The sequence below is a fragment of the Polymorphospora sp. NPDC051019 genome, from assembly GCF_040683055.1.
Taxonomy (GTDB): domain Bacteria; phylum Actinomycetota; class Actinomycetes; order Mycobacteriales; family Micromonosporaceae; genus Polymorphospora; species Polymorphospora lycopeni.
In genome coordinates this window covers 219,750-242,542 of record NZ_JBFBCH010000005.1, presented here as the reverse complement: position 1 = coordinate 242,542, position 22,793 = coordinate 219,750, and the positions used below count along the sequence as shown (strand labels likewise).

Annotated in this window: 27 protein-coding genes and 1 pseudogene; 15 read left to right on the top strand and 13 right to left on the bottom strand. The window is 71.5% G+C overall.

Translation table 11 applies throughout. The features are described from left to right. Positions 1-29 precede the first annotated feature (29 nt). The 5 genes from AB0M79_RS12400 to AB0M79_RS12380 all read right to left on the bottom strand — a co-directional run bounded on the left by AB0M79_RS12400 (position 30) and on the right by AB0M79_RS12380 (position 3,197). Positions 30-896 carry a PH domain-containing protein gene (locus AB0M79_RS12400; RefSeq protein WP_357543673.1) on the bottom strand — a complete coding sequence of 289 codons (867 nt, stop codon included), beginning with the start codon at positions 894-896 and terminating at the stop codon, positions 30-32. 8 nt (positions 897-904) lie between these two features. Beyond that, a complete protein-coding gene (locus AB0M79_RS12395; RefSeq protein WP_212826204.1) occupies positions 905-1,063 on the bottom strand; it encodes a hypothetical protein in 159 nt (52 codons plus the stop codon). A gap of 115 nt (positions 1,064-1,178) precedes the next feature. After that, complete coding sequence (locus AB0M79_RS12390) at positions 1,179-1,868, bottom strand: DUF6758 family protein (RefSeq protein ID WP_364211957.1); 690 nt, start codon at positions 1,866-1,868, stop codon at positions 1,179-1,181. An 89-nt stretch (positions 1,869-1,957) separates the two neighbouring features. After that, positions 1,958-2,581: an RNA methyltransferase gene (locus tag AB0M79_RS12385; protein ID WP_364211520.1), complete on the bottom strand. Its 624-nt coding sequence runs from the start codon at positions 2,579-2,581 to the stop codon at positions 1,958-1,960. Positions 2,582-2,675: 94 nt separating this feature from the next. Further along, positions 2,676-3,197, bottom strand: a complete 522-nt coding sequence (locus AB0M79_RS12380) for a hypothetical protein (RefSeq protein ID WP_364211517.1) — start codon at positions 3,195-3,197, stop codon at positions 2,676-2,678. Positions 3,198-3,997: 800 nt separating this feature from the next. On the opposite strand from AB0M79_RS12380, the gene trxA reads away from it, so the two are divergent. From trxA to AB0M79_RS12365, 3 genes are all read left to right on the top strand, one after another. Further along, positions 3,998-4,360: a thioredoxin gene (gene trxA / locus AB0M79_RS12375; protein ID WP_357543677.1), complete on the top strand. Its 363-nt coding sequence runs from the start codon at positions 3,998-4,000 to the stop codon at positions 4,358-4,360. A 110-nt stretch (positions 4,361-4,470) separates the two neighbouring features. Continuing rightward, entirely contained in the window at positions 4,471-4,908 is a 438-nt protein-coding gene (locus AB0M79_RS12370) for a hypothetical protein (RefSeq protein ID WP_364211514.1), read from the top strand. Beyond that, the gene (locus AB0M79_RS12365; protein WP_364211511.1) at positions 4,893-5,807 is read left to right on the top strand and encodes an HTTM domain-containing protein; all 915 of its coding nucleotides are present in this window, start codon (positions 4,893-4,895) and stop codon (positions 5,805-5,807) included. Before AB0M79_RS12370 ends, AB0M79_RS12365 begins: the two co-directional genes overlap by 16 nt. On the opposite strand, the gene AB0M79_RS12360 is transcribed toward AB0M79_RS12365, so the two are convergent. From AB0M79_RS12360 to AB0M79_RS12350, 3 genes are read right to left on the bottom strand one after another with little or no spacing between them, the layout of a single operon-like run. Then, a complete protein-coding gene (locus AB0M79_RS12360; RefSeq protein ID WP_364211508.1) occupies positions 5,774-6,190 on the bottom strand; it encodes a DUF393 domain-containing protein in 417 nt (138 codons plus the stop codon). The genes AB0M79_RS12365 and AB0M79_RS12360 overlap by 34 nt on opposite strands. Before the next feature lie 32 nt (positions 6,191-6,222). After that, positions 6,223-7,035, bottom strand: coding sequence for a sugar phosphate isomerase/epimerase family protein (locus AB0M79_RS12355; RefSeq protein WP_364211505.1), 813 nt, complete (start codon positions 7,033-7,035; stop codon positions 6,223-6,225). 28 nt (positions 7,036-7,063) lie between these two features. Further along, complete coding sequence (locus tag AB0M79_RS12350; RefSeq protein ID WP_364211502.1) at positions 7,064-8,227, bottom strand: Gfo/Idh/MocA family oxidoreductase; 1,164 nt, start codon at positions 8,225-8,227, stop codon at positions 7,064-7,066. Positions 8,228-8,418: 191 nt separating this feature from the next. On the opposite strand from AB0M79_RS12350, the gene AB0M79_RS12345 reads away from it, so the two are divergent. Both AB0M79_RS12345 and AB0M79_RS12340 read left to right on the top strand, forming a co-directional pair. Next, positions 8,419-9,441 (top strand): LacI family DNA-binding transcriptional regulator, encoded by a 1,023-nt coding sequence (locus tag AB0M79_RS12345; protein WP_357543683.1) that lies wholly within the window; start codon positions 8,419-8,421, stop codon positions 9,439-9,441. 41 nt (positions 9,442-9,482) lie between these two features. After that, a pseudogene (locus tag AB0M79_RS12340) lies at positions 9,483-10,519 on the top strand (Rv2578c family radical SAM protein). Between the two features lie 3 nt (positions 10,520-10,522). Here the strand turns inward: AB0M79_RS12340 and AB0M79_RS12335 are convergent. Further along, the gene (locus tag AB0M79_RS12335) at positions 10,523-10,957 is read right to left on the bottom strand and encodes a VOC family protein (protein ID WP_364211498.1); all 435 of its coding nucleotides are present in this window, start codon (positions 10,955-10,957) and stop codon (positions 10,523-10,525) included. 89 nt (positions 10,958-11,046) lie between these two features. Between AB0M79_RS12335 and AB0M79_RS12330 the strand changes: the two genes are divergently transcribed. The 3 genes from AB0M79_RS12330 to AB0M79_RS12320 all read left to right on the top strand — a co-directional run bounded on the left by AB0M79_RS12330 (position 11,047) and on the right by AB0M79_RS12320 (position 12,624). Beyond that, a complete protein-coding gene (locus AB0M79_RS12330; RefSeq protein ID WP_364211495.1) occupies positions 11,047-11,661 on the top strand; it encodes a TetR/AcrR family transcriptional regulator in 615 nt (204 codons plus the stop codon). Between the two features lie 27 nt (positions 11,662-11,688). Next, complete coding sequence (locus AB0M79_RS12325) at positions 11,689-12,096, top strand: CoA-binding protein (protein WP_364211492.1); 408 nt, start codon at positions 11,689-11,691, stop codon at positions 12,094-12,096. Between the two features lie 318 nt (positions 12,097-12,414). After that, positions 12,415-12,624 carry a DUF4190 domain-containing protein gene (locus AB0M79_RS12320; RefSeq protein WP_364211489.1) on the top strand — a complete coding sequence of 70 codons (210 nt, stop codon included), beginning with the start codon at positions 12,415-12,417 and terminating at the stop codon, positions 12,622-12,624. A 34-nt stretch (positions 12,625-12,658) separates the two neighbouring features. Here the strand turns inward: AB0M79_RS12320 and AB0M79_RS12315 are convergent, their stop codons facing one another. Continuing rightward, positions 12,659-13,495, bottom strand: coding sequence for an SDR family NAD(P)-dependent oxidoreductase (locus AB0M79_RS12315; RefSeq protein ID WP_357543687.1), 837 nt, complete (start codon positions 13,493-13,495; stop codon positions 12,659-12,661). 138 nt (positions 13,496-13,633) lie between these two features. Between AB0M79_RS12315 and AB0M79_RS12310 the strand changes: the two genes are divergently transcribed. Both AB0M79_RS12310 and AB0M79_RS12305 read left to right on the top strand, forming a co-directional pair. Then, on the top strand, positions 13,634-14,062 hold the full coding sequence (locus AB0M79_RS12310) for a DUF4190 domain-containing protein (protein ID WP_364211486.1): 429 nt from the start codon (positions 13,634-13,636) through the stop codon (positions 14,060-14,062). 16 nt (positions 14,063-14,078) lie between these two features. Continuing rightward, the gene (locus AB0M79_RS12305; protein ID WP_364211483.1) at positions 14,079-14,537 is read left to right on the top strand and encodes a DUF4190 domain-containing protein; all 459 of its coding nucleotides are present in this window, start codon (positions 14,079-14,081) and stop codon (positions 14,535-14,537) included. Here the strand turns inward: AB0M79_RS12305 and AB0M79_RS12300 are convergent. Continuing rightward, positions 14,534-15,490, bottom strand: coding sequence for a CoA ester lyase (locus AB0M79_RS12300; protein ID WP_364211480.1), 957 nt, complete (start codon positions 15,488-15,490; stop codon positions 14,534-14,536). The two genes, AB0M79_RS12305 and AB0M79_RS12300, sit on opposite strands and share 4 nt — an antisense overlap. A 115-nt stretch (positions 15,491-15,605) precedes the next feature. Beyond that, positions 15,606-16,553 (bottom strand): DMT family transporter, encoded by a 948-nt coding sequence (locus AB0M79_RS12295; protein WP_357543691.1) that lies wholly within the window; start codon positions 16,551-16,553, stop codon positions 15,606-15,608. 115 nt (positions 16,554-16,668) lie between these two features. On the opposite strand from AB0M79_RS12295, the gene AB0M79_RS12290 reads away from it, so the two are divergent. Both AB0M79_RS12290 and AB0M79_RS12285 read left to right on the top strand, forming a co-directional pair. Then, positions 16,669-17,472, top strand: coding sequence for an HAD-IA family hydrolase (locus AB0M79_RS12290; protein ID WP_364211478.1), 804 nt, complete (start codon positions 16,669-16,671; stop codon positions 17,470-17,472). After that, on the top strand, positions 17,456-17,980 hold the full coding sequence (locus tag AB0M79_RS12285; protein WP_364211475.1) for a hypothetical protein: 525 nt from the start codon (positions 17,456-17,458) through the stop codon (positions 17,978-17,980). The genes AB0M79_RS12290 and AB0M79_RS12285 overlap by 17 nt, the downstream gene beginning before the upstream one ends. Positions 17,981-18,000: 20 nt before the next feature. On the opposite strand, the gene AB0M79_RS12280 is transcribed toward AB0M79_RS12285, so the two are convergent. After that, positions 18,001-18,870 carry a PhzF family phenazine biosynthesis protein gene (locus AB0M79_RS12280; RefSeq protein ID WP_364211472.1) on the bottom strand — a complete coding sequence of 290 codons (870 nt, stop codon included), beginning with the start codon at positions 18,868-18,870 and terminating at the stop codon, positions 18,001-18,003. 141 nt (positions 18,871-19,011) lie between these two features. Between AB0M79_RS12280 and AB0M79_RS12275 the strand changes: the two genes are divergently transcribed. The 3 genes from AB0M79_RS12275 to AB0M79_RS12265 all read left to right on the top strand — a co-directional run bounded on the left by AB0M79_RS12275 (position 19,012) and on the right by AB0M79_RS12265 (position 22,295). Then, positions 19,012-20,301, top strand: a complete 1,290-nt coding sequence (locus tag AB0M79_RS12275; RefSeq protein ID WP_364211469.1) for a CBS domain-containing protein — start codon at positions 19,012-19,014, stop codon at positions 20,299-20,301. Then, entirely contained in the window at positions 20,294-20,884 is a 591-nt protein-coding gene (locus AB0M79_RS12270) for a DUF1003 domain-containing protein (RefSeq protein ID WP_364211466.1), read from the top strand. The genes AB0M79_RS12275 and AB0M79_RS12270 overlap by 8 nt, the downstream gene beginning before the upstream one ends. 268 nt (positions 20,885-21,152) lie before the next feature. Beyond that, positions 21,153-22,295 (top strand): Mrp/NBP35 family ATP-binding protein, encoded by a 1,143-nt coding sequence (locus tag AB0M79_RS12265; protein ID WP_364211463.1) that lies wholly within the window; start codon positions 21,153-21,155, stop codon positions 22,293-22,295. Positions 22,296-22,793: the final 498 nt, after the last annotated feature.

The following is a 22,793-nucleotide window of genomic DNA, read 5'->3' as shown; positions in this document are numbered from 1 at the left end:
GACCTCATCCGATGTTCGGACAGAGTTCGTCAGGCGCCGTCGTCGGCCTTGTTGTCCTCGCCCTCCTTGCCCAACCGGGCCTCGACCGCCTGCGGTTCGTACATCTCCTCGACGACGCGCAGGTAGAGCTCGTTGGGGTTGGGCAGGTGCTTGACCTCGCGCAGCGCCTGCTCCTGGCCGGCGGACTCCAGCACGAACGTGCCGTAGTTGAGTGCCCGGCCCAGCGGCGACTGCTCGTATTTCATGTCGGTGACCCGCAGCAGGGGCATCATGGCGACCCGCCGGGTGATGATCCCGTTCACCACCATGACCCGCTTGTTGGTGAGGATGAACCGGTCGAAGTACCAGTCGGCGACCTTCCACGCCACCCAGCCCATGATGCCGAGCCAGATGATGACCGCCACGGTGGTCAGCCCGCCGACCTCCTGGCCGGCGAGGAAGCCGGACAGGTAGCCGAGCACGAAGGTGGCGGCGACCCCGATCAGCAGCGGCGTGCTGAGGTGCACCCAGTGCCGCTTCCACTCGCCCCGGTAGCGCTCGGTCGGGAAGAGGTAGCGGGCGACCAGCGGCGTCGGCTCGTCTTCGAGCGGAAGGACCCGTCGGGGGCCGAGCGGCATGCCGGAGGCGTCGACCTGGAGGCCGGCGAGTTCTTCCTCGGAGATGTCGGTCGGCGGGTAGGCGGTGTCATCGACCCAGGTGGTCGTGCGCGGACGCTGCTCGTGCCCGAAGCCGACGCTCTCTCCGTAGGAGGCCCCTTCCGAGTAGGACGGACCGTCCGAGTAGCCGGGCCCGTCGTCGCGGGCCACCGGGATCGGCTCGGTGTCGTACTCCCGGCGGTCCCGTCGCCGTCGGTCAGGCTCGTCGGGGTCGGGTGGTTCGACGGGAGGGTTGGCCATCGGCGCCGCTAAGCCACGAGGCTCGTGAAGAAGTCACCGAAGCCCTGGGCGATGTCCATGATGCCCCCGCCGAGGGACTTGAAGACGTCCGCGGCGGAATCGGGCCGGAAGGCGATAAAGAAAACTAGGAACGCGAGTCCGCCCCAGGTGAGGACCTTCTTGACCATTACGGGCCATCCCCCTCCGCGCGGCGCCGGGTCTCTGCCGCAGCAGCACCCAGAGTATCAGTCGTACGTCTCACAGTGAATCAACTGCATGCATCTTGGACCACCCGAACGGCTATCAAACCTTGCCATGCAGGTAGGGCGAGGGTGCACCGAAAACAAGCTCGGCCGGAGTCCACTCGGAGAGATCCTGCAGTACGACATCCTCCGCGAGAACGTAGCCCGCACTCGCCGGCCACGTTATCGCATAAAGCCACATACCCCTCGCCTCGCCCACGTAGACGCTGCGATCTGTCGGGGATTTGACGGACCAGAGTGGAGTGGGGTGCCCCCCTGCCCGGATCTTGGCGTGCGACACCCCGTTCTCGGCGTGTCCCGGTGCGACCTCGGTCATCGCGTCGGCGAGCAACGCGCCCGGGTCCGGTCCGGGGATACCCGCGAACCGGTTGCCCAGTCCGAGACCGGGCTCCTCGGCGACGAGTACGAGGTCGGCCGGGCCGCCGGCGAGCGGATCCGGCCCGCTGCAGGCGACCGTCGCCGCCCGTACCCCGGTGTGCACGTCGCCGGCCCACGCGACGCCGGTCACCGTCCAGCCGGCCAGCAGCGGCCACGGGCACCACAGCGGGCTCGGCGGCCGGCCGTGCCCGGAGTGCGCGTCGGCCATCCCGGCGACCGTGCTGTGCAGGATCTCGGCACCGATGTGCCGGGCCGTGTGCAACGGGGGGACGGCGCCGTCGTCGTCGCAGCGCCAGTCGGTGTGCATCAGGTCGGGCGGCCGCACCGGACCACCACATCGGGGACAACTCACCGCAACAGCCACAGCACCCACGTTGCGCCGATCGTCCCGCAGAGTCAAGCGAAGCGGCCTTTTCGGTCATCTCAGACCACCTCGGCGGGTCAGTCCGGTGGCGGACCCGCGTGGCTCCTGATCCAGGCGTGCATCGCGATACCGCTCGCCACCCCGGCGTTGATCGACCGGGTGGAGCCGTACTGGGCGATCGAGAAGAGCTGGGCGCAGCCGGCCCGGGCGGCGTCGGACAGGCCGGGCCCCTCCTGCCCGAAGAGCAGCACGCAGCGCCGCGGCAGGGTCACGGTCTCCAGCGGGCGCGCTCCCGGCAGGTTGTCGATTCCCACCATGACCAGGTCGTTCTCCCGTGCCCACGCGGCGAGAAGATCGACGCTCTCGTGGTGCCGTACGTGCTGGTATCGATCGGTCACCATCGCCCCACGCCGGTTCCACCGCCGCCGGCCGACGACGTGCACCTGCGCGGCGAGGAAGGCGTTGGCATTACGTACGACGGTCCCGATGTTGAAGTCGTGCTGCCAGTTCTCGATCGCGACGTGGAAGTCGTGCCGGCGCCGGTCCAGGTCGGCCACCACGGCCTCGAGCCGCCAGTAGCGGTAGCGGTCGACGACGTTGCGCCGGTCGCCGAGCGCGAGCAGTTCTGGGTCGTAGCGCGGATCGGTCGGTGGGTCGCCCACCCAGGGTCCGACGCCGACCTCCAGTTCATCACCGCTCACGGTTGTCAGAGGGTACGCGGCCCTGGACCAGGGGCGACGGTCCCCTGGCCACGCCGCCGGCCCGGACCGGGATCAGCCGCCGGTCGGGCCGGGATCAGCAGAGCCCCAGAGCGGCCCCGAGGTCGTCGAGGAACCGCCGCCCGGCCGCGCTGACCGGCTCGTCGCCAGCACCGGCCACCCCACCGGCCCGGCGGGCCCGGCACACCCGCGCCGCGATCGACTGGACCCACTGCCGGTAGGCCGCCGAGTCGGCCGGATCGGCTCGCGCGCCCAGCACCCGGACCGCCTCCCGGCACGACCCGAGTACGTCGGCGAGCGCCGGCGCCCGGCCGGTGGCCGGCCGGTCCTGCTCGTGCTCGGCGTAGATCGTGCTGGCCACCACCCGGACGAGTTCACTGTCGAAGGCGCGCCCGGCCGCGATCCCTTCGAGGCCGGCCAACCCCTCACGGACCCGGTGCCCGGGATCGTCGGATTCGGCCGAGGTGGCCGCGACGACGATCCGACTGGGCAGCCGGGTGAGCAGTTCCCACTCGGCGGCCGGATAGGCGAGCGTGGAGAGCTGGCCAACCGGGCGACCTGGGAAGACGGGGCCTCCGGACGGGATCTGGCTCGACATTGGGCGACCTCCCGCGGCCAGCATATGCCTGACTCTTGCGAAAGCAGACGTTCAACCCCTAAAAGCATCAAGAAGGGGCGTAGCACCTATCCCTGGCAGAGCCCGCCGATCCCGGGCCGCGCTGATGCCGGCCCGGGGTCGGCCGCGAGCGGCGTACGGCGGGCAACTCGGGCCGGGAGCAGCCGGACACCGGGGAAAGTGAATTCGCGGCCCGCCGTATTCACATTGCATCCGAAGATGAACCACATCGAAACTTCCGACGCCACGACGGCGAAGTGCCACATGGCACGCCTTACCGATGATTAAGGCAGCGCCACGGCGTTTCGAGCGGGAAGAGTCGGCAGGGGAGAAAACTCCTGCGGACGCAATGAGCGGCGGGGCCCTCCCCGGCACCCGCCGCCCACGCTTTGATGAAGAAGATTCTGCCCGAGACGCGGATCACTGAGAAGAGGTGAACCCGAGACGGAGGTCACAGTTATGATTTTGTGACACTACTTACCGTGAGAGTTGACGTTCCCGCAACCGATCGTCACGCTTCCCATTTGCCCTTGCCAAGCACTGATTCAACCCTGGAGCGAGGTTCGGCCGGCGTCACCACCTGGAAACGCTCCCATCACCATCGGTGAGCACTCCGGAACGCCTGCTCAAGCTGCGGTTAACACTATGCAGGTCGATGACAGACACGTACGGTAAGCACCGTGCGGCTCGTCCGTTTCCGCCGGCCGACAGCGGGGAATGCGGCAGCCGGACTCCAGGTTCTTCCCTGGCGTAGGCCCCGAAACCGGTGATCGGAGAGATCAATGGCGACCGTTGAGTTGACCACGGCGAACTTCGACGAGGTGACCAGCCAGGAAGGCATCGTGCTGGTTGACTTCTGGGCGAGTTGGTGCGGGCCGTGCGTCCGCTTCGCCCCCGTCTACGACCGCTCATCCGACAAGCACCCGGGCATCACTTTCGGCAAGGTCGACACCGAGGCCCAGCCGGAGATCGCCGCCAAGTTCGACATCCGCTCGATCCCGACGATCATGGCGATCCGTGACGGCGTCATCGTCTTCGCCCAGCCGGGCGCCCTGCCCGAGTCGGCGCTCGAGTCGTTGATCAGCCAGGTGGAGGCGCTCGACATGGCCGAGGTCAAGGAGAAGCTCGCCGCGCACGAGCACTGAGCCCCGCGGACAGCGGCCCGGCCGGACACGCACATGTGTCCGGCCGGGCGCTGTTTCTGGCGGATTGTCCGGTCCGCCGACGCTGGCGGGACGGTAGGGTCAACGTTCCAATGGAGACCCTGACGGCGCGCGGGCGCGCCTACCGAGTGCTGGCCACCCTGGTAGCTGGGGCACTGCTCCTGGTCGGCACCTTCTGGGGCCAGGACGACCACTTCCCGTTCGGCCCGTTCCGGATGTACTCGACCTCCAACCCGCCCGACCAGCCCGCCCCGGACACCCGGGTCGAAGCGGTCGGCACCGACGGGTCGGTCGTCGTGCTCTCCGAACGCAACAGCGGGATCCGGCGCGCCGAGATCGAAGGACAGCAGGCCCGCTACACCGACGACCCGGCGCTCCTCGCCGAGATCGCGCAGGCGTACGCACAGCGCAACCCCAGTCAGCCGGCCCTGGTCGAGGTACGCATCGTGGTGCGCTGGCACGGCATCGTCGACGGCCGGCCGACCCGGACGTACGTCGACGAGACCGTCGTACGGTGGCAGGCATCGTGAGGGCGCTCGGTCGTTGGCTCACCGAAGCCGTGCCCCGGGGGCGCGTCGCCGCCTTCCGTACGCTGGTCTACCTCTTCGTCGTCGGCGACCTGCTGCTCTTCACCCCGTGGGTACGGGACCACGCCACCGTGCCGGGGGCGCTCTACCAGCCGCTGTTCGTCGGCCGGCTGCTCCCGCTGCCCACCCCCAGCCCCGAACTGGTGTCGGTCGTCTTCTGGTTGCTCCTCGCCCTCGCGGCGCTCGCCGCGACCGGACGGGCGCCGCGGGTGCTCGGCTGGTCGATCTTCCTGCTCTACTTCGAGTGGATGATCATCGCGATGAGCTACGGCAAGGTCGACCACGACCGGTTCGGCCTGCTGGTGGCACTGGCCGTACTGCCGACGGCCGGCCGGGCCCGGCACGGCGACCCCACCCGTACCGAGGCGGGCGGGTGGGCGCTGCGGGTCACCCAGATCGCGGTGGTGTGCACGTACTTCCTCGCCGCCTGGGCCAAGCTCCGCTTCGGCGGGGTGGAGTGGCTCACCGGCTCCGTCCTGGCCCGCGCCATCATCCGCCGCGGCACCGAACTCGCCGACGTCATCGCACAGGTGCCGGGGCTCCTGATCGCCGCCCAGTTCGGCATCATGGCGTTCGAGATACTCAGCCCGGTCGTGTTCCTGCTCAACGAGCGCTGGCGCAACCGCGCGGTCGCCTTCTTCTACTCGTTCCACGTGGTCACGTTCGCGACCATCACCATCTCGTTCGCGCCGCACCTGGTGGCGATGGCCAGCTTCCTGGCACTGGAACGGGTCCGCCCGATCGTCTGGGTACGCCGTCGCCTGCGCCGGACGGACGGTCGCAAGGGGACCGCCGAGCCGGCCCCGGATCAGTTGGCGGATCCGGCGGGCGGCGCACCGTAGAGCCGCTCGCGGGTGGCCTGCGGGAGCGAGCAGGCCGCCGTGCCGCCCGGCATCCGGTGCCGGTTGGCCGCCACCCAGCGGTAGACCGGCCAGGCGACCGTGCGCACCGGCCGGAACTGGAGGATCCGGCCCGCCACCCGCCACAGCCACGAGCTGCCACGCAGCAGCAGCGCGATCGCGTCCGGTCCGGCCGCCCGTCGCCCGTCGGCACCGACCCACTGCACCGCCTGCTCGCACTCGTCCACGGTGAGCCCGAGCGTGGCCAGGTCGGCGAACTGCCACGGCACGATCGTCGCCGGCCCGGGAACCCGGCGCTCCGCGAACCGGGCACACGTCGTACAGAACGCGCAGTCGCCGTCGTACACGAAAGTCGCGGTTTCCATGGGTCTATCATTCCCGTACCGGCGGCGGACTCCTACAGGACGTGCCCGACGTAACCCTGGATCGTCTCGTCGAGCACGGCGCGCCCGGGCCGGGCCCAGACGTCGGCGTGGAAGACCTCGACCTCGATCGGGCCGGTGAAGCCGGTGGCGTCGACCGCCTCCCGGAAGCGTCGCAGCTCCACGCTCCCGGTGCCCGGCAGGCCCCGCCCCAGCAGCACGCCCTCGGGCAGCGGCGTGATCCAGTCGGCGACCTGGAAGCAGGCGATCCGGTCCTCCCGGCCGGCCCGCCCGATCTGCGCCCACACCTGGTCGTCCCACCACACGTGGTAGGTGTCGACCACCACGCCGACGGCGGCCGACGGGTGCGGTGCCGCCAGGTCGAGGGCCTGGCCGAGACTGGCGACCACGCACCGGTCGGAGCAGAACATCGGGTGCAGCGGCTCGATCGCGAGCCGTACGCCGGCGGCGAGCGCGTGCGGCACGAGCTGGCCGATCGCGTCGCCGATGTGCGCCCGGGCGCCGTCGAGGTCGCGGCTGCCCTCGGGCAGCCCGCCGGAGACGAGCACGAGCGCCGGGGCGCCGAGGGTGGCCGCCTCGTCGATCGCCCGCCGGTTCTCGTCGTACCAGCCGGGCTGGTTGAAGAACCCGCCGCGGCACAGCGACGTCACCGTGAGCCCGGCGTCGCGGACCAGGGCCGCGGTCTTGTCGAGGCCGTAGGCCGCGGTCTCCTCCCGCCACAGGCCGATCTGGCTGACACCGGCGTCGACGCAGCCGGCGACCAGGTCGGGGATCGGCCAGTACTTGGTGGTGGCCTGGTTGAGCGAGAAGCGGTCGAGCGAACTCATCGGGTGGTCCCCCACTGTGGTCGGCCGGTCAGGACTCGAGTTCCGGGATCTCGACGCGCCGGCCCTCGCGGGCCGACTGGATGCCGAGTTCGGCGAGTTGCACGCCGCGGGCGCCGGCCCACAGGTCCCAGGTGTACGGCGCGTCCTCGACGACGTGGCGCAGGAACAGCTCCCACTGCGCCTTGAACCCGTTGTCGAACTCCTCGTTGTCCGGCACGACCTGCCACTGCGAACGGAAGTCCTCGGTGGCCGGCAGGTCGGGGTTCCACACCGGCTTCGGGGTCGTCGACCGGTGCTGGATCCGGCAGTTGCGCAGGCCGGCGACGGCGCTGCCCTCGGTGCCGTCCACCTGGAACTCGACCAGTTCGTCGCGGTAGACCCGGACCGCCCAGGACGAGTTGATCTGGGCGACGACCTTGCCCTGGCCGGGCCGGTCGATCTCGAAGATGCCGTACGCCGCGTCGTCGGCGGTGGCGTCGTACGCCTCGCCGGCCTCGTCCCAGCGCCGGTCGATGTGGGTGGAGAGGTGGGCGTTGACCGAGGTGACCCGGCCGAAGATCTGCTCCAGCACGTAGTGCCAGTGCGGGAACATGTCGACGGTGATGCCGCCGCCGTCGGCGGCCCGGTAGTTCCACGACGGACGCTGGGCGGCCTGCCAGTCACCCTCGAAGACCCAGTAGCCGAACTCGCCGCGGATCGACAGGATCTGCCCGAAGAAGCCGCCCTTGACCAGCCGGTCGAGCTTGCGCAGCCCGGGCAGGAACAGCTTGTCCTGCACCACGCCGTGCTTGATGCCGGCGGCGTCGGCCAGCCGGGCCAGGTCGACCGCGCCGGCGAGGTCCTCGGCGGTCGGCTTCTCGGTGTAGATCGCCTTGCCGGCCTCGATTGCCAGCCGCAGCGCCTTCTCCCGCTGGGCGGTGACCTGCGCGTCGAAGTAGATCTCGACGTCGGGCCGGGCCAGTGCCGCGGTCAGGTCGGTGGTCCAGTCGGTGAGCCCGTGCCGGTCGGCGATCTCGCGCAGCTTGGTCTCGTTCCGGCCGACCAGGACCAGCTCGGGCCAGAGCCGGTCGCCGTTGACCAACGGGAGGCCTCCCTGCTCACGGATGGCGAGCAGGGAGCGGACGAGGTGCTGCCGGTAACCCATTCGGCCGGTGACACCGTTGAGTACGATCCCGATGGTCTTGCGGGCCATGCGGCTGCCTCCTCGGCCAACGTCGCTTGTCGCGCGGGATGCTCGGGCGAGCATCAGGTAAGCGCTTTCCTGCTGGAGATTACCGATACTGCAACGGTTAAGGCAAGGGCTTTCCCAGGCATTCGTCCGGGCCGACGGCGCGCTATCCTCACGTTCATCCGGCATCGGGCGGCCGGGGAAGGGCTGGACCGATGGCCACCTTGGCGGATGTCGCACGGCGGGCGGGTGTCTCACCCGCGACCGCCTCCCGGATCATCAACGGCAGCCCCAAGCCGGTGACCGAAGGCTTGCGCGAACGGGTGCTCGCCGCGGTGGAGGAACTGCAGTACGTCCCCAACGCGCACGCCCAGCTACTCGCCCGGTCGCACCGCAGCGCGGTCGGCGTCATCGTCCACGACGTCTCCGACCCCTACTTCGCGGAGATCACCAAGGGGCTGCAACGGGTCGCCACCGAGAACGGGCGACTGGTGATCATCTGCAACAGCTACCGCGACCCGGACAAGGAACTCGAATACGTCGAACTGCTACGCGCGCACCAGGTCGCGGCCATCATCCTGGCCGGCTCCGGCTACCACGACGAGTCCTACACCACCACGCTGGACAACAAGCTGCGGGTCTACGAGGCGACCGGCGGCCGGGTCGCCGTCATCGGCCGGCACCAGCACGCGGGCGACGCGGTCGTACCGGCCAACACGACCGGCGGCCACCTCGCGGCGACCGAACTGTACGAGCTCGGCCACACCCGGATCGGAGTGATCGCCGGGCCGGCACACCTGACCACCACGACCGACCGGCTGGCCGGCATCCAGCAGGCCGCCGCCGAGCACGGGCACACGATCGCCCCGACCCACATCACCTACGCCGACTTCGACCCGCCGAGTGGCGCCACGGCGACGGCCCGGCTCCTCGAGGCGCACCCGGACATCACCGCCATCGCCGCCCTCAACGACTCGATGGCGGTCGGCGCCCTGCGCCACCTGCGCCAGGCCGGCCGCACGGCGCCGGGCGACATCAGTCTCATCGGTTTCGACGACATGCCCGTCGCCCAGGACGTCACGCCCACCCTCACCACCGTGCGGCTGCCGCTGGCCGACATGGGTGCCCGGGCGATGACCCTCGCGTTGCGCCCGCCGGACGACACCGCGACCCCACAGATAGAGGAGGCCGGCGCCGCGCTGGTCCGCCGGGAGAGCACCGCGCCGCCACGCCGCTGAACAGCTTGCACATTCCTCGTACGCATGTTCGAATGAGTTACATGCGCTGGGACAACCTGTCGGCTCCCCCGACGCAGGAGTCCCAGGAAGGGCAGCGCCAGCGGCCCCACCCCTGCCGCTGGCGCTGCCCGGCGCGACCGTCCGCACCTTCGACACCCCGGACTTCGCCGGGATGACCTTCTACGAGGTGCGGGCCAAATCAATCGTCAACCGGGTGCCCGGCACCTCCCACGTGCCGTTCGAGTGGACGGTCAACCCCTACCGCGGCTGCGGTCACCGCTGCACCTACTGCTTCGCCCGCAACACCCACACCTACCTCGACCTCGACGCGGGGCAGGACTTCGACAGCAAGGTCGTCGTCAAGGTCAACGCGGGCGAACTGCTGCGCCGCGAGTTGGCCGCGCCGAAATGGCGGGGCGGGCACATCGCGATGGGCACCAACGTCGACTGTTACCAGCGCGCCGAGGGCCGCTACCGGCTGATGCCGGAGATCATCGCCGCGCTGCGCGACTTCGCCAACCCGTTCTCGATCCTGACCAAGGGCACGCTGCTGCTACGTGACCTGCCGCTGCTCCGCCAGGCGGCGGAGGTCACCAGGGTCGGCGTCGCCTACTCGATCGGCTTCGTCGACGAGCCACTGTGGCGTTCGGTCGAGGCCGGCACCCCCGGCCCGCGCCGGCGGCTCGACGCCGTACGCGCGCTGGCCGAGGCGGGCTTCCGGGTCAGCGTGCTGATGGCGCCGATCCTGCCCGGGCTGACCGACACCGACGACTCGATCGAGGCGACCGTTTCCGCCATCGCCGCCGCCGGCGCGGCCAGCCTCACCCCGATCCCCCTGCACCTGCGCCCCGGCGCCCGGGAGTGGTACGGGCGCTGGCTCGCCCGCGACCACCCGCACCTCGTGCCGCTCTACCGGGAGCTCTACCGGGCCGGTTCCTACCTGCCGCAGAGCTACCAGCGGGAGCTGGTGGCCCGGGTCCGGCTGGCCGCCCGCCGGCACGGCCTGCGCCGTTTCGAGCCGGAGGCCGCCCCGGAGCGGCCGCCACCGGCCCGGCCCGAGCAGCTGACTCTGCTCTAGCGGTCACGTCCCGGCGGCTCCGGCCAGAAACTGGGCGGCGTACGACGCCGACGGCTCGATCGGCGTGATCACGTCGATGAGCACCCCGTCCGGGGCGGCCACGATGAAGTGCCGCTGGCCGAAGTCCTCGCTGCGCAGCGACAGCTCCTCGGTCAGCCCGGCACGGCCGACCAGCCGCTCGTGTTCGGCGTCGACGTCGGGCACCTCGAAGTTGAGCAGGAGCCCCCGCGCCGGCGCCCGGTAGCGCTCCGGCAGCGTCTCGTGGGTGTGGTCGAGCAGCGCCAGTTCGTAGTGCGGCGGCCCGGGCCGGCGCAGGCTGACGTACCAGTCGGCCTCGAAGGTCACCTCGAAGCCGAAGTGCCGGGTGTAGAAGGCGCGGGAAGTCGCGACATCGGCGGTGCAGATCACCGGGTAGAAGCTGTCGAGCCGGCCGTTCATCGGTCCTCCAGAGAGTTTCGCATACCTTGGGTATGCCAACGACGCTAGTAACATACCCCGGGTATGTCAACGCGACGGGGAGTGTGACCATGACCTCCAGGGCCGAACAGCGAGCCGCGACCCGGCGGGCGCTCCTGACCGAGGGCCGGCGCCGGTTCGCCCGCGACGGCTTCCACGAGGTGGTCCTGGCCGAGGTCGCCCAGGGCATCGGCGCGACGAAGGGCGCCGCCTACCACCACTTCGGCAGCAAGGCCGGGCTCTTCCGCGCCGTCGTCGAGGAGGCGCAGCGTGAGGTCGCCGACCGGGTGGCCCGCGCCGCCGGGGAACACGACGACCCGTGGGAACAGTTGCTCGCCGGCTGCCGGGCCTTCCTGGCCGCCAGCTCCGACCCCGAACTGCGACGGATCATGCTGGTCGACGCGCCGACCGTACTCGGCTGGAACGAGTGGCGGACGATGGACGAGTCGTCGTCCGCGCGGCACCTGGCCGAGGCACTGGAGTCCCTGATCGCCGCCGGTGTCATCGAGCCGCAGCCGGTCGAGCCGCTGACCCGGCTGCTGTCCGGAGCGATGAACGAGGCCGCTCTGTGGCTGGCCCAGCCCACCGGGCCGACCCCGCCCGGGCAACCCGACGGGTCTCCGCTGGACGCCACGATGGCGGCCCTGACCATGCTGCTCGACGGCCTACGCCAGCCGACCGCGTGAGGGCCGCGTACGGGATATCGTCGCAGGGTGCGTGATGCCCTGCAGATCCTGGCCGAAGCCCGCGTGATCGCGGTCGTCGGCGCCTCCCGTGACCCGCACAAGCCGGCCCACAGCGTGCCGTTGCAGATGCAGCGGCACGGCTGGCGGATCATCCCGGTCAACCCCTACGCCGGCGACGAACTCTTCGGCGAGCGGGTCTACGCCTCGCTGGCCGACATACCGCACCCGGTCGACATGGTCAACGTCTTCCGGCCGGCCGCCGACGCGCTGGAGGTGGTCCGCGAGGCGATCGCGATCGGCGCCCCGTCGGTCTGGCTGCAACTCGGCATCGTCTCGCCAGAGGCGCGCCGGCTCGCCGAGGAGGCCGGCGTCGACTACGTCGAAGACCGCTGCCTCGCGGTCGAGCGTGCGGTCGGCGGGCTCAGCCTGACGTAGCACCCGTCGCTCCGAAGAGGACGGCGCCCGTTGACAGCGCCGATACCCTGCCCGAGAACCACGACCGAACGTGATGATCGAGCAGGTGTCATGAGCTATCCGTCACCGGCGGACAACCGGGATCCGCACCAGTCGTACGATCCCTACGCCTCGCCGCCAGGCTCCCCCGCGGGCTGGAACCAGCCGGGCGCCCCGGTAAGCGGCTACCCGCCGCCCGGTTACCCGGCAAACCCCGGCTACCCGCCACCGGGATATCCCGTGCGGCCGGGCTATCCGCCGCCCGGATACCCTCCGGCGCGCACGAACACCATGGCGATCGTGGCGCTGATACTTCTCCTGGTCTTCCCGCCGGCCAGCATCGTCGTCGGCCACATCGCGAAGAAGCAGATCCGACAGACCGGCGAGCAGGGCAGCGCCCTGGCGAACGTCGGACTGTTCTTCGGCTACACCGCCACCATCCTGTACCTGCTGATGTGTGTCCTCTGGGTCGGCCTGATGCCCTGGGACATGTCCCTGAGCACCTACTGAGCCGCGCCCGCCGGCCGGCGGGCGCGCGGCCGGTTCACCGGAACTCGGCCTCGCGGACGCTGTTGCCGCCGTCGACCACGATCATCTGCCCGGTGATGTACGACGCGGCCGGCGAGCACAGGAAGGCGATCGGCGCGGCCACCTCGTCCGGGGTGCCGGGGCGGCCGACCGGTGTGCCGAGCCCCTGCTTCAGCTCGGCGACCGTCGACGCCGCCGTGTAGATCGTGCCCGGCGCGACCGCGTTGACGGTGACCCCGTCGGCGACCATCTCCATCGCCAGTGCCCGGGTCAGCCCGATCACCCCCGCCTTCGCGGCCGCGTACGCCGCCTCGGTCGGCAGGGCGTTGACCGCGCCGGCGGTGGCGGCCAGGTTGACGATCCGCCCCCAGCCACGCTCGGCCATCCCGCCGATGAAGGCGCGGCTGCACAGGAAGGCGGTGGTCAGGTTGCGGTCGATCTCGGCCCGCCACTCGTCGTAGGTCAGCTGGGCGACCGGGCGCAGCACCTCGGGGCTGGCCCGGCTGGCCAGTCCGGCGTTGTTGACCAGCACCTCGACGTCACCGAGCTGCTCGGCGACCGCGTCGGCTAGCGCGCCGACCTCCGCCTCGTCGGTCAGGTCGGCGACGAAGCCGGTCGCGTCGAGTTCGGCCGCGCGTTCGTGGATCCGCCGGGTGGTCGACACGATCGCGACCCGGGCGCCGAGACCACGCAACCGCCGGGCGGTGGCGTAGCCGATACCGTCGGCGCTGCCCGCTCCGGTCACCAGCGCGACCCGGCCGTCGAGCCGAAGCGTCGCCGGGCCGGGCTCGGCGGCGCCGTCACCGGCCAGGAGGTCGCTGGTCCGTCCACCGGCGCGTACGTCGAAAGCCATGCCGCCGATCCTGCCCGGTCCCGGCGGCGCCGGCAACGACGCCCAGCCGTTACGGTCCCGTGCCCAGGTGTCGGACACCGCCGCTGGCCGGCGGCGACTACCCTGACGGCGCATCCTCGATATGACGGAGTTGAGTCCATGAGCTATCCCCAGCAGCCGGGCAACTGGTCGGACCCGTCCTGGCCGACGCCACAGCCGGGTTACGGCGACCCGTCCTACCCGGTCAGTGGGCAGCCGGTCGGCAAGGACGCCTACCCGGTGTCCGGCTACCCCCCGCCGCCGCAGTACGGCTACCCGGTGACGCCGCCGCCGACCAACGGCATGGCGATCGCCGCGCTGGTCTGCTCCCTCATCGGTCTGGCGACCTGCGTCTCGGCTCCGGTCGGCGCGGTCCTCGGACACGTGGCCCGCCGACAGATCCGGGAGCGGGGCGAGGCCGGTGACGGCATGGCCCTGGCCGGCATCATCATCGGCTGGGTCATCACCGGGCTGTACCTCCTGGGTGCCATCGGCTACATCGCCCTCATCGCCTTCGTCATCAGCGCCGACACGACCAGCACCTACTGACGATCGGGAGCGCACCGTGGACAAGCCCGACGGCGAACCGCAGGCGACCGGCACGCCGGGTGCGACCGGCACCCCGACGCCGGGACCGGCCAGCCTCGACAAACCGGGGGTCCCGCCGGGACCGGCCGACGCCGGTCGCACGGTGCCGGGGCCGGCCCGGCCGGTGTGGCCCGGGCCGGTGAGCCGTCCGTTCGCACCGCTCCGGCCGACCAACACCCTGGCCGTCACCGCACTGGTGATCGCCCTGGTCAGCCTGGCCACCTGTCCGCTGATCGGCGGTGTGGCCGTCTACCTGGGCAATCGGGCCCGTGCCGAGATCCGGTCCAGTGGTGAGCAGGGCGACGGCCTGGCCCTGGCCGGGGTGATCGTCGGCTGGTGCGCGATCGCGCTGAGCGCCGTGCTGCTGCTGTTCATGGTGGCGTACTTCGGCTTCCTCGCGATCATGTTCGGCGCGATGTTCGCCACCGGCGTCTAGTCCTGCGGCGGGGTGAACCCCGACGTACGCACCAGGCCGGCCGCCCGGCCCTTCGCCGCGATCACGAGCGCCATCTTGCGGGACGCCTCGTCGATCATCTCGTCACCGAGCATGACCGCGCCGAGCCGCCCGCCGGCCTCCGAGGTGTAGTGGTCGTAGGCGTCCAGGATCAGTTCGGCACGGTCGTAGTCGGCCTGCGCGGGCGAGTACACCTCGTTGGCCGCCTCGATCTGGCCGGGGTGCAGCACCCACTTGCCGTCGAAGCCGAGCGCCGCGGAACGCCGGGCCACCTCGCGGAAGGCGTCGACGTCGCGGATCTGCAGGAACGGGCCGTCGATCGCCTGCTTGTCGTACGTCCGGGCGGCCATCAGGATGCGCATCAGGATGTAGTGGTAGGGGTCGCCCGGATAGTCGGGAAGCAACGCGCCGACCACCAGCGACCTCATGTTGATCGAGGCCATGAAGTCGGCCGGGCCGAAGATGATCGTCTCGACCCGGGGCGAGGCCGCCGCGATCGCGTCGACGTTGACCAGGCCGGCGGCGTTCTCGATCTGCACCTCGATGCCGATCCCGCCGACCGGCAGGCCGAGCGCCTTCTCGATCTGGGTGAGGGTCAGGTCGAGCCACTCGACGTGACCGGCGGCCTGCACCTTCGGCAGCATCACGCAGTCGAGGTTGGCGCCCGCCCCCTCGACCACCTCGACCACGTCCCGGTACGTCCACGGCGTGGTGAGGTCGTTGACGCGTACGACCCGGGTCTTGCCGTCCCAGCCGCCCTCGTTGAGGGCCGCGACGACGTTGCGCCGGGCATCGGGCTTGGCGAGCGGGGCGACCGCGTCCTCCAGGTCGAGGAAGACCTGGTCGGCGGGGAGCCCTCGGGCCTTGTCGAGCATCTTCCGGCTCGATCCGGGGACCGCCAGGCAGGACCGGCGGGGGCGTCCGACTACGGCCATCAGCGGCTCCTTCTCCCACGGGCGGTCGCCACCTCGGCGATCGACAGAGGCACCGTAACCGGGCGACCGGACGCCGGGTCCGCAGTGTGCAGGATCTCACCGCACCGGGCGTCGTTCAGGGCAGCGGGTCGGCGACCGGCGGTTCCGGGCGGCGGGCGGCACGGCTCCCGCCGAGTACGACGACCGCGACGCCGACCAGCAGCAGGGCCAGGCCGGGCAGCGCCGCCGGCCGGGGCGCCTGCCCCAGCCAGGCCCACGCGATCAGAGCGGCCGCCGGAACCTCCAGCAGGATCAGGATGCTCACCGTGGTCGCGGACACCTTCCGCAGGGCGTAGCTGAACATCGAGTGCCCGAGCAGTTGGGCACCCACGACCAGGCCGAGAATGGCCAGCCAGGCCGAGTTCGAGAAACCGGTCAGCGGCACTCCGGCCAGCAGGCAGGCCACCAGCAGGGCCAGTCCGCAGGTGGCGTAGCAGATCGTGGTGTAGGTGACCGTGCTGGTCGCCCGGCGGGCCTGCTCGCCGAAGGCCGTGTAGACCGCGGCGAAGACGGCCCCGGCGAGCGCGAGCAGGTCGCCCAGGACCGCCTGGGGGGAGAGCCCGAGGTCGGCTCCGGTGGCCAGCGCCGCCCCCACCACCGCCACCGATATGCCGATCCACGCGACGGCGGGCAGTCGCCGGCCCTGGCCGAGCGCGATCAGCCCCTGCCATACCGGCTGGGTCGCCACCAGGGCCGTCGCGGTCGCCACCGAGGTGAGCTTGGCACTCGGTATCCAGGTGGCGAAGTGCACCGCCAGCGCGAGCCCGGCGAGCACGCAGAAGATTCCGGCCCGGCGTCCGTCGCCGCGGACCAGCGCCCGCAGTTCGGACCGCCGCCGCAGCAGTGCGAACGGCCCGAGCAGGGCCACCGCCAGCCCGTTGCGCCAGAAGGCGATCGCGAGCGCGGGCGCGGCGGCGAACGCGATCAACGGAGCGGACGACGACACCGCGATGATGGCGATCGAGATGGACGCCGTGGTCAGCGGGTCGACAGTCGGCCGGTGCACGATCGCCCATCCTGACATGCCAATTCGCCCCGATCGGCCGACAGTGATGATCACCTCCAACCTGATGCACTGTCCGTGAGCAGCCAACTACGGTGTTTGCACCATCCTCTCCCCCTTGGAGGCTGATTCACCGATGACCCCGTTCCGTGCGGTGCTGTTCGATTTCTTCGGCACGCTGACCACGGCCGTCCGGCGCGGACCGCGCCACGCCGTGATCGCGCAGATGCTCGGATCCGACCTGGAGACGCTCACCACCGTCCTGGACCGCACCTACTACACCAGGGCCAGCGGCATGTTCGGCTCGGCAGAGGCCGACCTGCGCTTCGTCTGCGACCGGATGGGCACCCGGCCGTCCGACGACACCCTGCGCGACGCACTCGCCGCCCGCACCGACGCCCTGCGGGCCGAGACCCGGTTACGGGCCGACGCGGCGGCCGCCCTGCGGGCCGTACGCGACCGGGGGCTGCGCACCGCGCTGGTCAGCGACTGCACGTACGAACTGGCGGCGTACGTGCCGCACCTGCCGGTCGCCACGCTGCTCGACACGCTGGTGTTCTCGACCGAGGTCGGCGAGTGCAAGCCGGCCGCCCGGATGTATCTCACCGCCTGCGAGCGGCTCGACGTCGCGCCCGAAGAGTGCCTGTACGTCGGCGACGGCGGCAGCCGCGAACTGACCGGGGCGACCGAGGTCGGCATGACCGCCGTCCGGCTGGCCGCCCCCGACCTGCACCAGCACCTGACGTTCGACGCCGACGCCGGCTGGACCGGCCCGATCGTGGCCAGCCTCACCGACGCCGTCACCATGGTGGATCCGGGGCTCCGGCGGCACCCGCCCCGCGTCGGTCCGACCCTGCCGGCACGCGGATGCGACCGGTCGCCGGTCACGGTGACCGTGCGGGAACGCACCCCGGTACGGCAGGATGCAGGGCGTGACTGACGAGGCAGGCGGCCCCGCGACGACACCGCTGGTCGAGGAGGCCGTCAAGAAGGCGGCGGTGGCGTGGGTGGCGGTCGGCGACGGCCCCGCCCGGGCCCTGTGGTGCCTGCCGGTCGACGGCACCCTCTACGTGGTCAGCGGGCCGGGCGAGCAGTCCGCACCCGGACTCGCCGAAGCCACCACCGCGGCGGTCACCCTGCGCGGCGACCACGGTGGACAGATCGTCACCTGGCCGGCGGCGGTCACCCGGATCGCGCCCGGCTCCGACGAGTGGGCCACGGTGGCGCCGCAGGTCGCGACGAAACGGCTCAACGCCCCCGGCGGCGCCGCCGACCTGGTCGCCCGCTGGGCGGACGAATGCGCGCTGAACCGGCTGACGCCGGCCGGCGAGCCGCTGGCCGCCGGGCCGACGCTGCCCGACGACTCGCTCGCCGCCCCGCCCCGGCCGACCCCGGCCGCACGGCAGGTCAGGAAACCGTTCCGGCTGCACCGGGTACGGCGCCGCTGATCCGCCGGCGGGCGGTCGGATCAGCCGACGAACGGCGGGACGGCGATCTCGCCGCGGGCGATCGGGACCACACTCCCGGTGACCGTCGCCGAGACGGCCGCCCCGCCGACCGCCACCACCGTGCAGTCGAGGCTGGACGGGCGGCGGAGTTCCGCGCCCTGCCGGACGGCGTACGCCGACTCGCCGTCCGGCGGCAGCAGGCCGCTGGCCACCAGCCACACCCCCATGCCGAGGGCGGCCGACCCGGTGGCCGGATCCTCCACGACCCCCGTACCGGGGGCGAAGACGCGGGTGTGCGCGCTGCGTTCCTCGGCCGACCAGGCCAGCACGCTGACGTGTTCCACCCCCAGCCGCTCGGCCCCGGGCACGTCGATCTGGGCCCGGCCGACCGCGTCGGCACGGACCGCCAGATAGGGGAACTCCAGGCCGCAGCCGGCGACCCGCGGCACCGGGCCGGCGTAGTCGTCGAGGGTCAGCCCCACGATCGACAGCAGCGGCTCGGGGTCGAGTTCCGGCCCGAGCGTCGGGGCGGCACCGGTGAGGGTGGCCCGGTTGTCGGACACGTCGATCGGCAGCAGACCCGCCTCGCACTCCTGGGTGACCCGGCCCTTGCCGAAGAGGCCACGCCGGGCCGAGGTGACGGCGGCGCCGACACTCGGATGACCGGCGAACGGCAACTCCTTCTCCGGGGTGAAGATCCGGGCCCGGTACGTGGCGCCGGCCTGCGTCGTCGGCAGTACGAACACCGTCTCGGACAGGTTGAACTCCTGGGCTATCGCCTGCATCTGCTCGCCCGCCAGGCCCTCGGCGCCGAAGACGACGGCAAGCGGATTCCCGGCGAACGGCCGGTCGGTGAAGACGTCCACGATCTCGTACGCCAAGGTCGACATGGTCGGTAACGATATGCGGTCCGACCCACGGGACCGCAGCGTGTCCACGCAGGTCACCGGTGACCCGAGGGGTCGCCCGCGGGGTCGCCCTCGGGCTCCGCTTCCGAGCAAGATCCGTGGTGGTGCCCCTAGGCTTGACCCGTGACGATCGGGAACCGGGTGTACATCGCCCGACTCGCCGGCCTCGCCGTCTTCGACCCCAACGGCGACCAGGTCGGCCGGGTCCGCGACGCGGTGGCACGGCTGCGCACCACCAACCGTCCGCCACAGGTCGTCGGCCTGGTGGCGGAGATGCCGATGCGTCGCCGGATCTTCCTGCCGATCAACCGGATCACCTCGATCGACAGCGACGCCGTCGTGCTCAACACCGGCACCCTCAACCTGCGCCGGTTCGAGAAGCGACCCAACGAACTGCTGGTGCTCGAAGACCTCCTCGACCGGCGGGTGACCATGGAACCGGCCGAGCGGCCCGGCGTCGTCGTCGACGTCGCCATGGAGGCGAACCGGATCGGCGAATGGTCCCTGAGCCGGGTCGCCGTACGTGAGCAGACCGGGCGGCTCGCCCGCCGCGGGCACCTCCAACAGCTCGACTGGGACCGGGTCCGCGGGCTGATCGGCGTACCCGACACCCGGGGCACCGCCAACCTGCTGGCGGTGCTCGACCAGATGCGCCCCGCCGACCTCGCCAACGCGCTCCAGGACCTGCCGGACGGCCGGCGCAACGAGGTCGCGGCGGCCCTCGACGACGAGCGGCTGGCCGACGTACTCGGCGAACTGCCCGAACACGACCAGGTGGAGATCCTCGCCGCGCTCGGCCGGGAACGCGCCGCCGACGTGCTGGAGGAGATGGACCCCGACGACGCCGCCGACCTGCTGGGCGAGCTTCCACCGCCGGAGCAGGAGGTGCTGCTCGACCTGATGGAGCCCGACGAGGCCGATCCCGTCCGGCAACTGCTCAAATACAAACCGGGTACGGCCGGCAGCGTGATGACCTCCGAGCCCGTCATCCTCACCCCGGACGCCACGGTCGCCGAGGCCCTGGCCCGCATCCGCGAACCCCAACTCCCGCCGGCGGTCGCCGCGCAGGTCTTCGTCGCCCGCGCCCCGATGGCGACCCCGACCGGCAAATACCTCGGCGTCGTGCACTTCCAGCGCCTGCTGCGCGAACCACCGGCCGAGATGCTCGGCGGGGTGGTCGACAACGGCATCGACCCGTTGCAGCCGGCCACACCGCTTCCCGAGATCACCCGCCGGATGGCCACCTACGACCTGGTCGCCATGCCGGTCGTCGACGCCGCCAACCGGCTGGTCGGGGCGGTCACCGTCGACGACGTACTCGACCACTCGCTGCCGACCGACTGGCGCGACCGGGACGCGCCCACCCCCGCGCGGCCCGCCGCCACGAGCACCGAGGGCCGGATCGATGGCTGAGCCGCGCCGCGCGCAACGGCTCGACCAGCCGCGCGAACGCCACCGCATCAGCATGCCCCGGTTCGACCCCGAGGCGTTCGGCGCCTGGTCGGAGGGGATCGCCCGGTTCATGGGCACGGCGAAGTTCCTCGTCTACATGACCGTGGTGATCCTGCTGTGGATCGGCTGGAACGTGCTCGCCCCGCCCGCGCTGCGCTTCGACCCGTACACGTTCACGTTCCTGACCCTGGTCCTGTCGCTGCAGGCGTCGTACGCGGCACCGTTGATCCTGCTCGCGCAGAACCGCCAGGCGGACCGGGACCGGGTGGCGCTGGAAGAGGACCGGCGGCGCGCCGAGATGCAGAAGGCGGACACCGAATACCTGTCCCGGGAGATCGCGTCGCTGCGCATCGCCATGGGCGAGGTCGCCACCCGCGACTTCCTGCGCTCCGAACTCGGCCGGCTCGCCGAGGAACTCGACGAGCAGGCGCAGCGCCGCCAGCGGCTGGAACGCATCCAGCAGCAGCGGGAAATGCGCGGGGCGGCGCCACGGGCGGCGCGCAACGGCTTCGACGAACCGTACGACGAACTCGGCAGTCCCTGAGCGTCGCCGCCCGGTCGAGCCTGGTCGGCCAGCTGGCCGGCGGCGGAAAGACCGGCGCCGCGCGCCCCAAGGGGCGGGGCGCGCGGCGGTCTTCAACGATCGTTGCACCAGGTCGGGTACGGCGTCCAGCCTGAAAACCACATTTTGCAAAGAGCCGCCCAGGACGGACGAGATGCCTATAATGCCGCTCCGGGCCTCCTATCGACCTTCGTCACACCCGGCCACCGCAGCCGCCGATCGCCCTCGTCACCCGACGTAACATGGCCGCATGTCTGCACCCGTGAGCACCGTCGAGGAAGCCATCCAGGCCGCCCTCGCCACAGTCGACGACCCGGAGATCCGCCGCCCGATCACCGAACTCGGCATGGTCCGATCAGCGGTGATCGACGACGAGGGCGTCGTACGGGTCGAACTGCTGCTCACCGTCGCCGGCTGCCCGCTCAAGGACAAGCTGCGCACCGACATCACCGCCGCCGTCGGCGCGGTCCCCGGCGTCGAACGGGTCGAGATCGAATTCGGTGTGATGAGCGCCGAACAGCGGCAGTCGCTCCAGGCCAGGCTCCGTGGCGGCGGCGCCACCGAAGAGCCCGTCATCCCCTTCGCCCAGCCCGGCTCCCGCACCCGCGTCTACGCGGTCGCCAGCGGCAAGGGCGGCGTCGGCAAGTCCAGCGTCACCGTCAACCTGGCCGCCGCACTCGCCGCCCGCGGCCTCTCCGTCGGGGTCGTCGACGCCGACATCTACGGCCACTCCGTCCCCCGCATGCTCGGCGCGGACGGGCGCCCCACCCGGGTCGAAGACATGATCATGCCGCCGCAGGCGCACGGCGTGAAGGTCATCTCCATCGGCATGTTCACCGCCGGCAACGCGGCCGTCGTCTGGCGCGGCCCCATGCTGCACCGCGCCCTCCAGCAGTTCCTCGCCGACGTCTACTGGGGCGACCTCGACGTACTCCTGCTCGACCTGCCGCCCGGCACCGGCGACGTCGCCATCTCACTCGCCCAACTCCTGCCCAACGCCGAGATCCTCGTCGTCACCACCCCGCAGACCGCCGCCGCCGAAGTCGCCGAACGCGCCGGCGCGATCGCGCTGCAGACCCACCAGCGTCTCGTCGGCGTGGTCGAGAACATGTCCTGGCTCGAACTGCCCGACGGCAGCCGCATGGAGGTCTTCGGCGCCGGCGGCGGAGCCACCGTCGCCGACTCGCTGACCCGCGTCGTGGGCGCCCAGGTCCCGCTGCTCGGCCAGATCCCGCTCGACACCCGCGTACGCGAAGCCGGCGACGCCGGCACGCCGATCGTGCTCGCCGAGCCGACCGCACCCGCCGCACTGGCCCTGCAGGGGGTCGCCGACCGGCTCGCCGTACGGCGCGAATCCCTGATCGGCAAGCCCCTGGGCCTCCGCCCCAGCTGAGCTGATTGGCCCTCGCTGAGCTGGCTGGCCCTCGCTCCGCGAGGGCTGGCTCGCTCCGCTTCGCGCCGCCTGAATGCACCGTCTTCGCCCTGCGGGCCGCGACCGCTTCGCGGCGCGGTCCTCGGGCTCCAGACGGTGCGGCGGCGCTCGGTCGACTCGCGACGTGAGTTGCGGTCAGACCTGTCCGCCGATTGCTTCGCCGGGGCCTTACCGCTTATCGCCGGCCGCCCCGCCCAGGTGCACCACCGACACGGGGTGGCCGTAGACATGGCCGCCCGGCTCGGGGTGGCCGCAGGCACGACCGCCCGGCCCGAGGCCCGAGGCACGGGGGCGCCCAACCAGCCCCTGCCGGATTTGCCGGAACTACGGCCAGCAATCGTTGTTGATCTGGGCGGGAGGGACCTTATCCAGCCCGGGTAAGGTCCCTCCCGCCCAGATCAACATCACCGCCCACGTCGGCCAGGCAAGATGCCCCCGGGTCTGCTTGCCCCTCGCCCG

Coding starts and splice junctions, on each gene's coding strand:
- AB0M79_RS12400 (WP_357543673.1), bottom strand. CDS start 896: ATGGCCAACCCTCCCGTCGAACCACCCGACCCCGACGAGCCTGACCGA.
- AB0M79_RS12395 (WP_212826204.1), bottom strand. CDS start 1,063: ATGGTCAAGAAGGTCCTCACCTGGGGCGGACTCGCGTTCCTAGTTTTC.
- AB0M79_RS12380 (WP_364211517.1), bottom strand. CDS start 3,197: ATGTCGAGCCAGATCCCGTCCGGAGGCCCCGTCTTCCCAGGTCGCCCG.
- trxA (WP_357543677.1), top strand. CDS start 3,998: ATGGCGACCGTTGAGTTGACCACGGCGAACTTCGACGAGGTGACCAGC.
- AB0M79_RS12370 (WP_364211514.1), top strand. CDS start 4,471: ATGGAGACCCTGACGGCGCGCGGGCGCGCCTACCGAGTGCTGGCCACC.
- AB0M79_RS12360 (WP_364211508.1), bottom strand. CDS start 6,190: ATGGAAACCGCGACTTTCGTGTACGACGGCGACTGCGCGTTCTGTACG.
- AB0M79_RS12355 (WP_364211505.1), bottom strand. CDS start 7,035: ATGAGTTCGCTCGACCGCTTCTCGCTCAACCAGGCCACCACCAAGTAC.
- AB0M79_RS12350 (WP_364211502.1), bottom strand. CDS start 8,227: ATGGCCCGCAAGACCATCGGGATCGTACTCAACGGTGTCACCGGCCGA.
- AB0M79_RS12345 (WP_357543683.1), top strand. CDS start 8,419: ATGGCCACCTTGGCGGATGTCGCACGGCGGGCGGGTGTCTCACCCGCG.
- AB0M79_RS12335 (WP_364211498.1), bottom strand. CDS start 10,957: ATGAACGGCCGGCTCGACAGCTTCTACCCGGTGATCTGCACCGCCGAT.
- AB0M79_RS12330 (WP_364211495.1), top strand. CDS start 11,047: ATGACCTCCAGGGCCGAACAGCGAGCCGCGACCCGGCGGGCGCTCCTG.
- AB0M79_RS12315 (WP_357543687.1), bottom strand. CDS start 13,495: ATGGCTTTCGACGTACGCGCCGGTGGACGGACCAGCGACCTCCTGGCC.
- AB0M79_RS12310 (WP_364211486.1), top strand. CDS start 13,634: ATGAGCTATCCCCAGCAGCCGGGCAACTGGTCGGACCCGTCCTGGCCG.
- AB0M79_RS12300 (WP_364211480.1), bottom strand. CDS start 15,490: ATGGCCGTAGTCGGACGCCCCCGCCGGTCCTGCCTGGCGGTCCCCGGA.
- AB0M79_RS12295 (WP_357543691.1), bottom strand. CDS start 16,553: ATGTCAGGATGGGCGATCGTGCACCGGCCGACTGTCGACCCGCTGACC.
- AB0M79_RS12290 (WP_364211478.1), top strand. CDS start 16,669: ATGACCCCGTTCCGTGCGGTGCTGTTCGATTTCTTCGGCACGCTGACC.
- AB0M79_RS12285 (WP_364211475.1), top strand. CDS start 17,456: ATGCAGGGCGTGACTGACGAGGCAGGCGGCCCCGCGACGACACCGCTG.
- AB0M79_RS12280 (WP_364211472.1), bottom strand. CDS start 18,870: ATGTCGACCTTGGCGTACGAGATCGTGGACGTCTTCACCGACCGGCCG.
- AB0M79_RS12270 (WP_364211466.1), top strand. CDS start 20,294: ATGGCTGAGCCGCGCCGCGCGCAACGGCTCGACCAGCCGCGCGAACGC.
- AB0M79_RS12265 (WP_364211463.1), top strand. CDS start 21,153: ATGTCTGCACCCGTGAGCACCGTCGAGGAAGCCATCCAGGCCGCCCTC.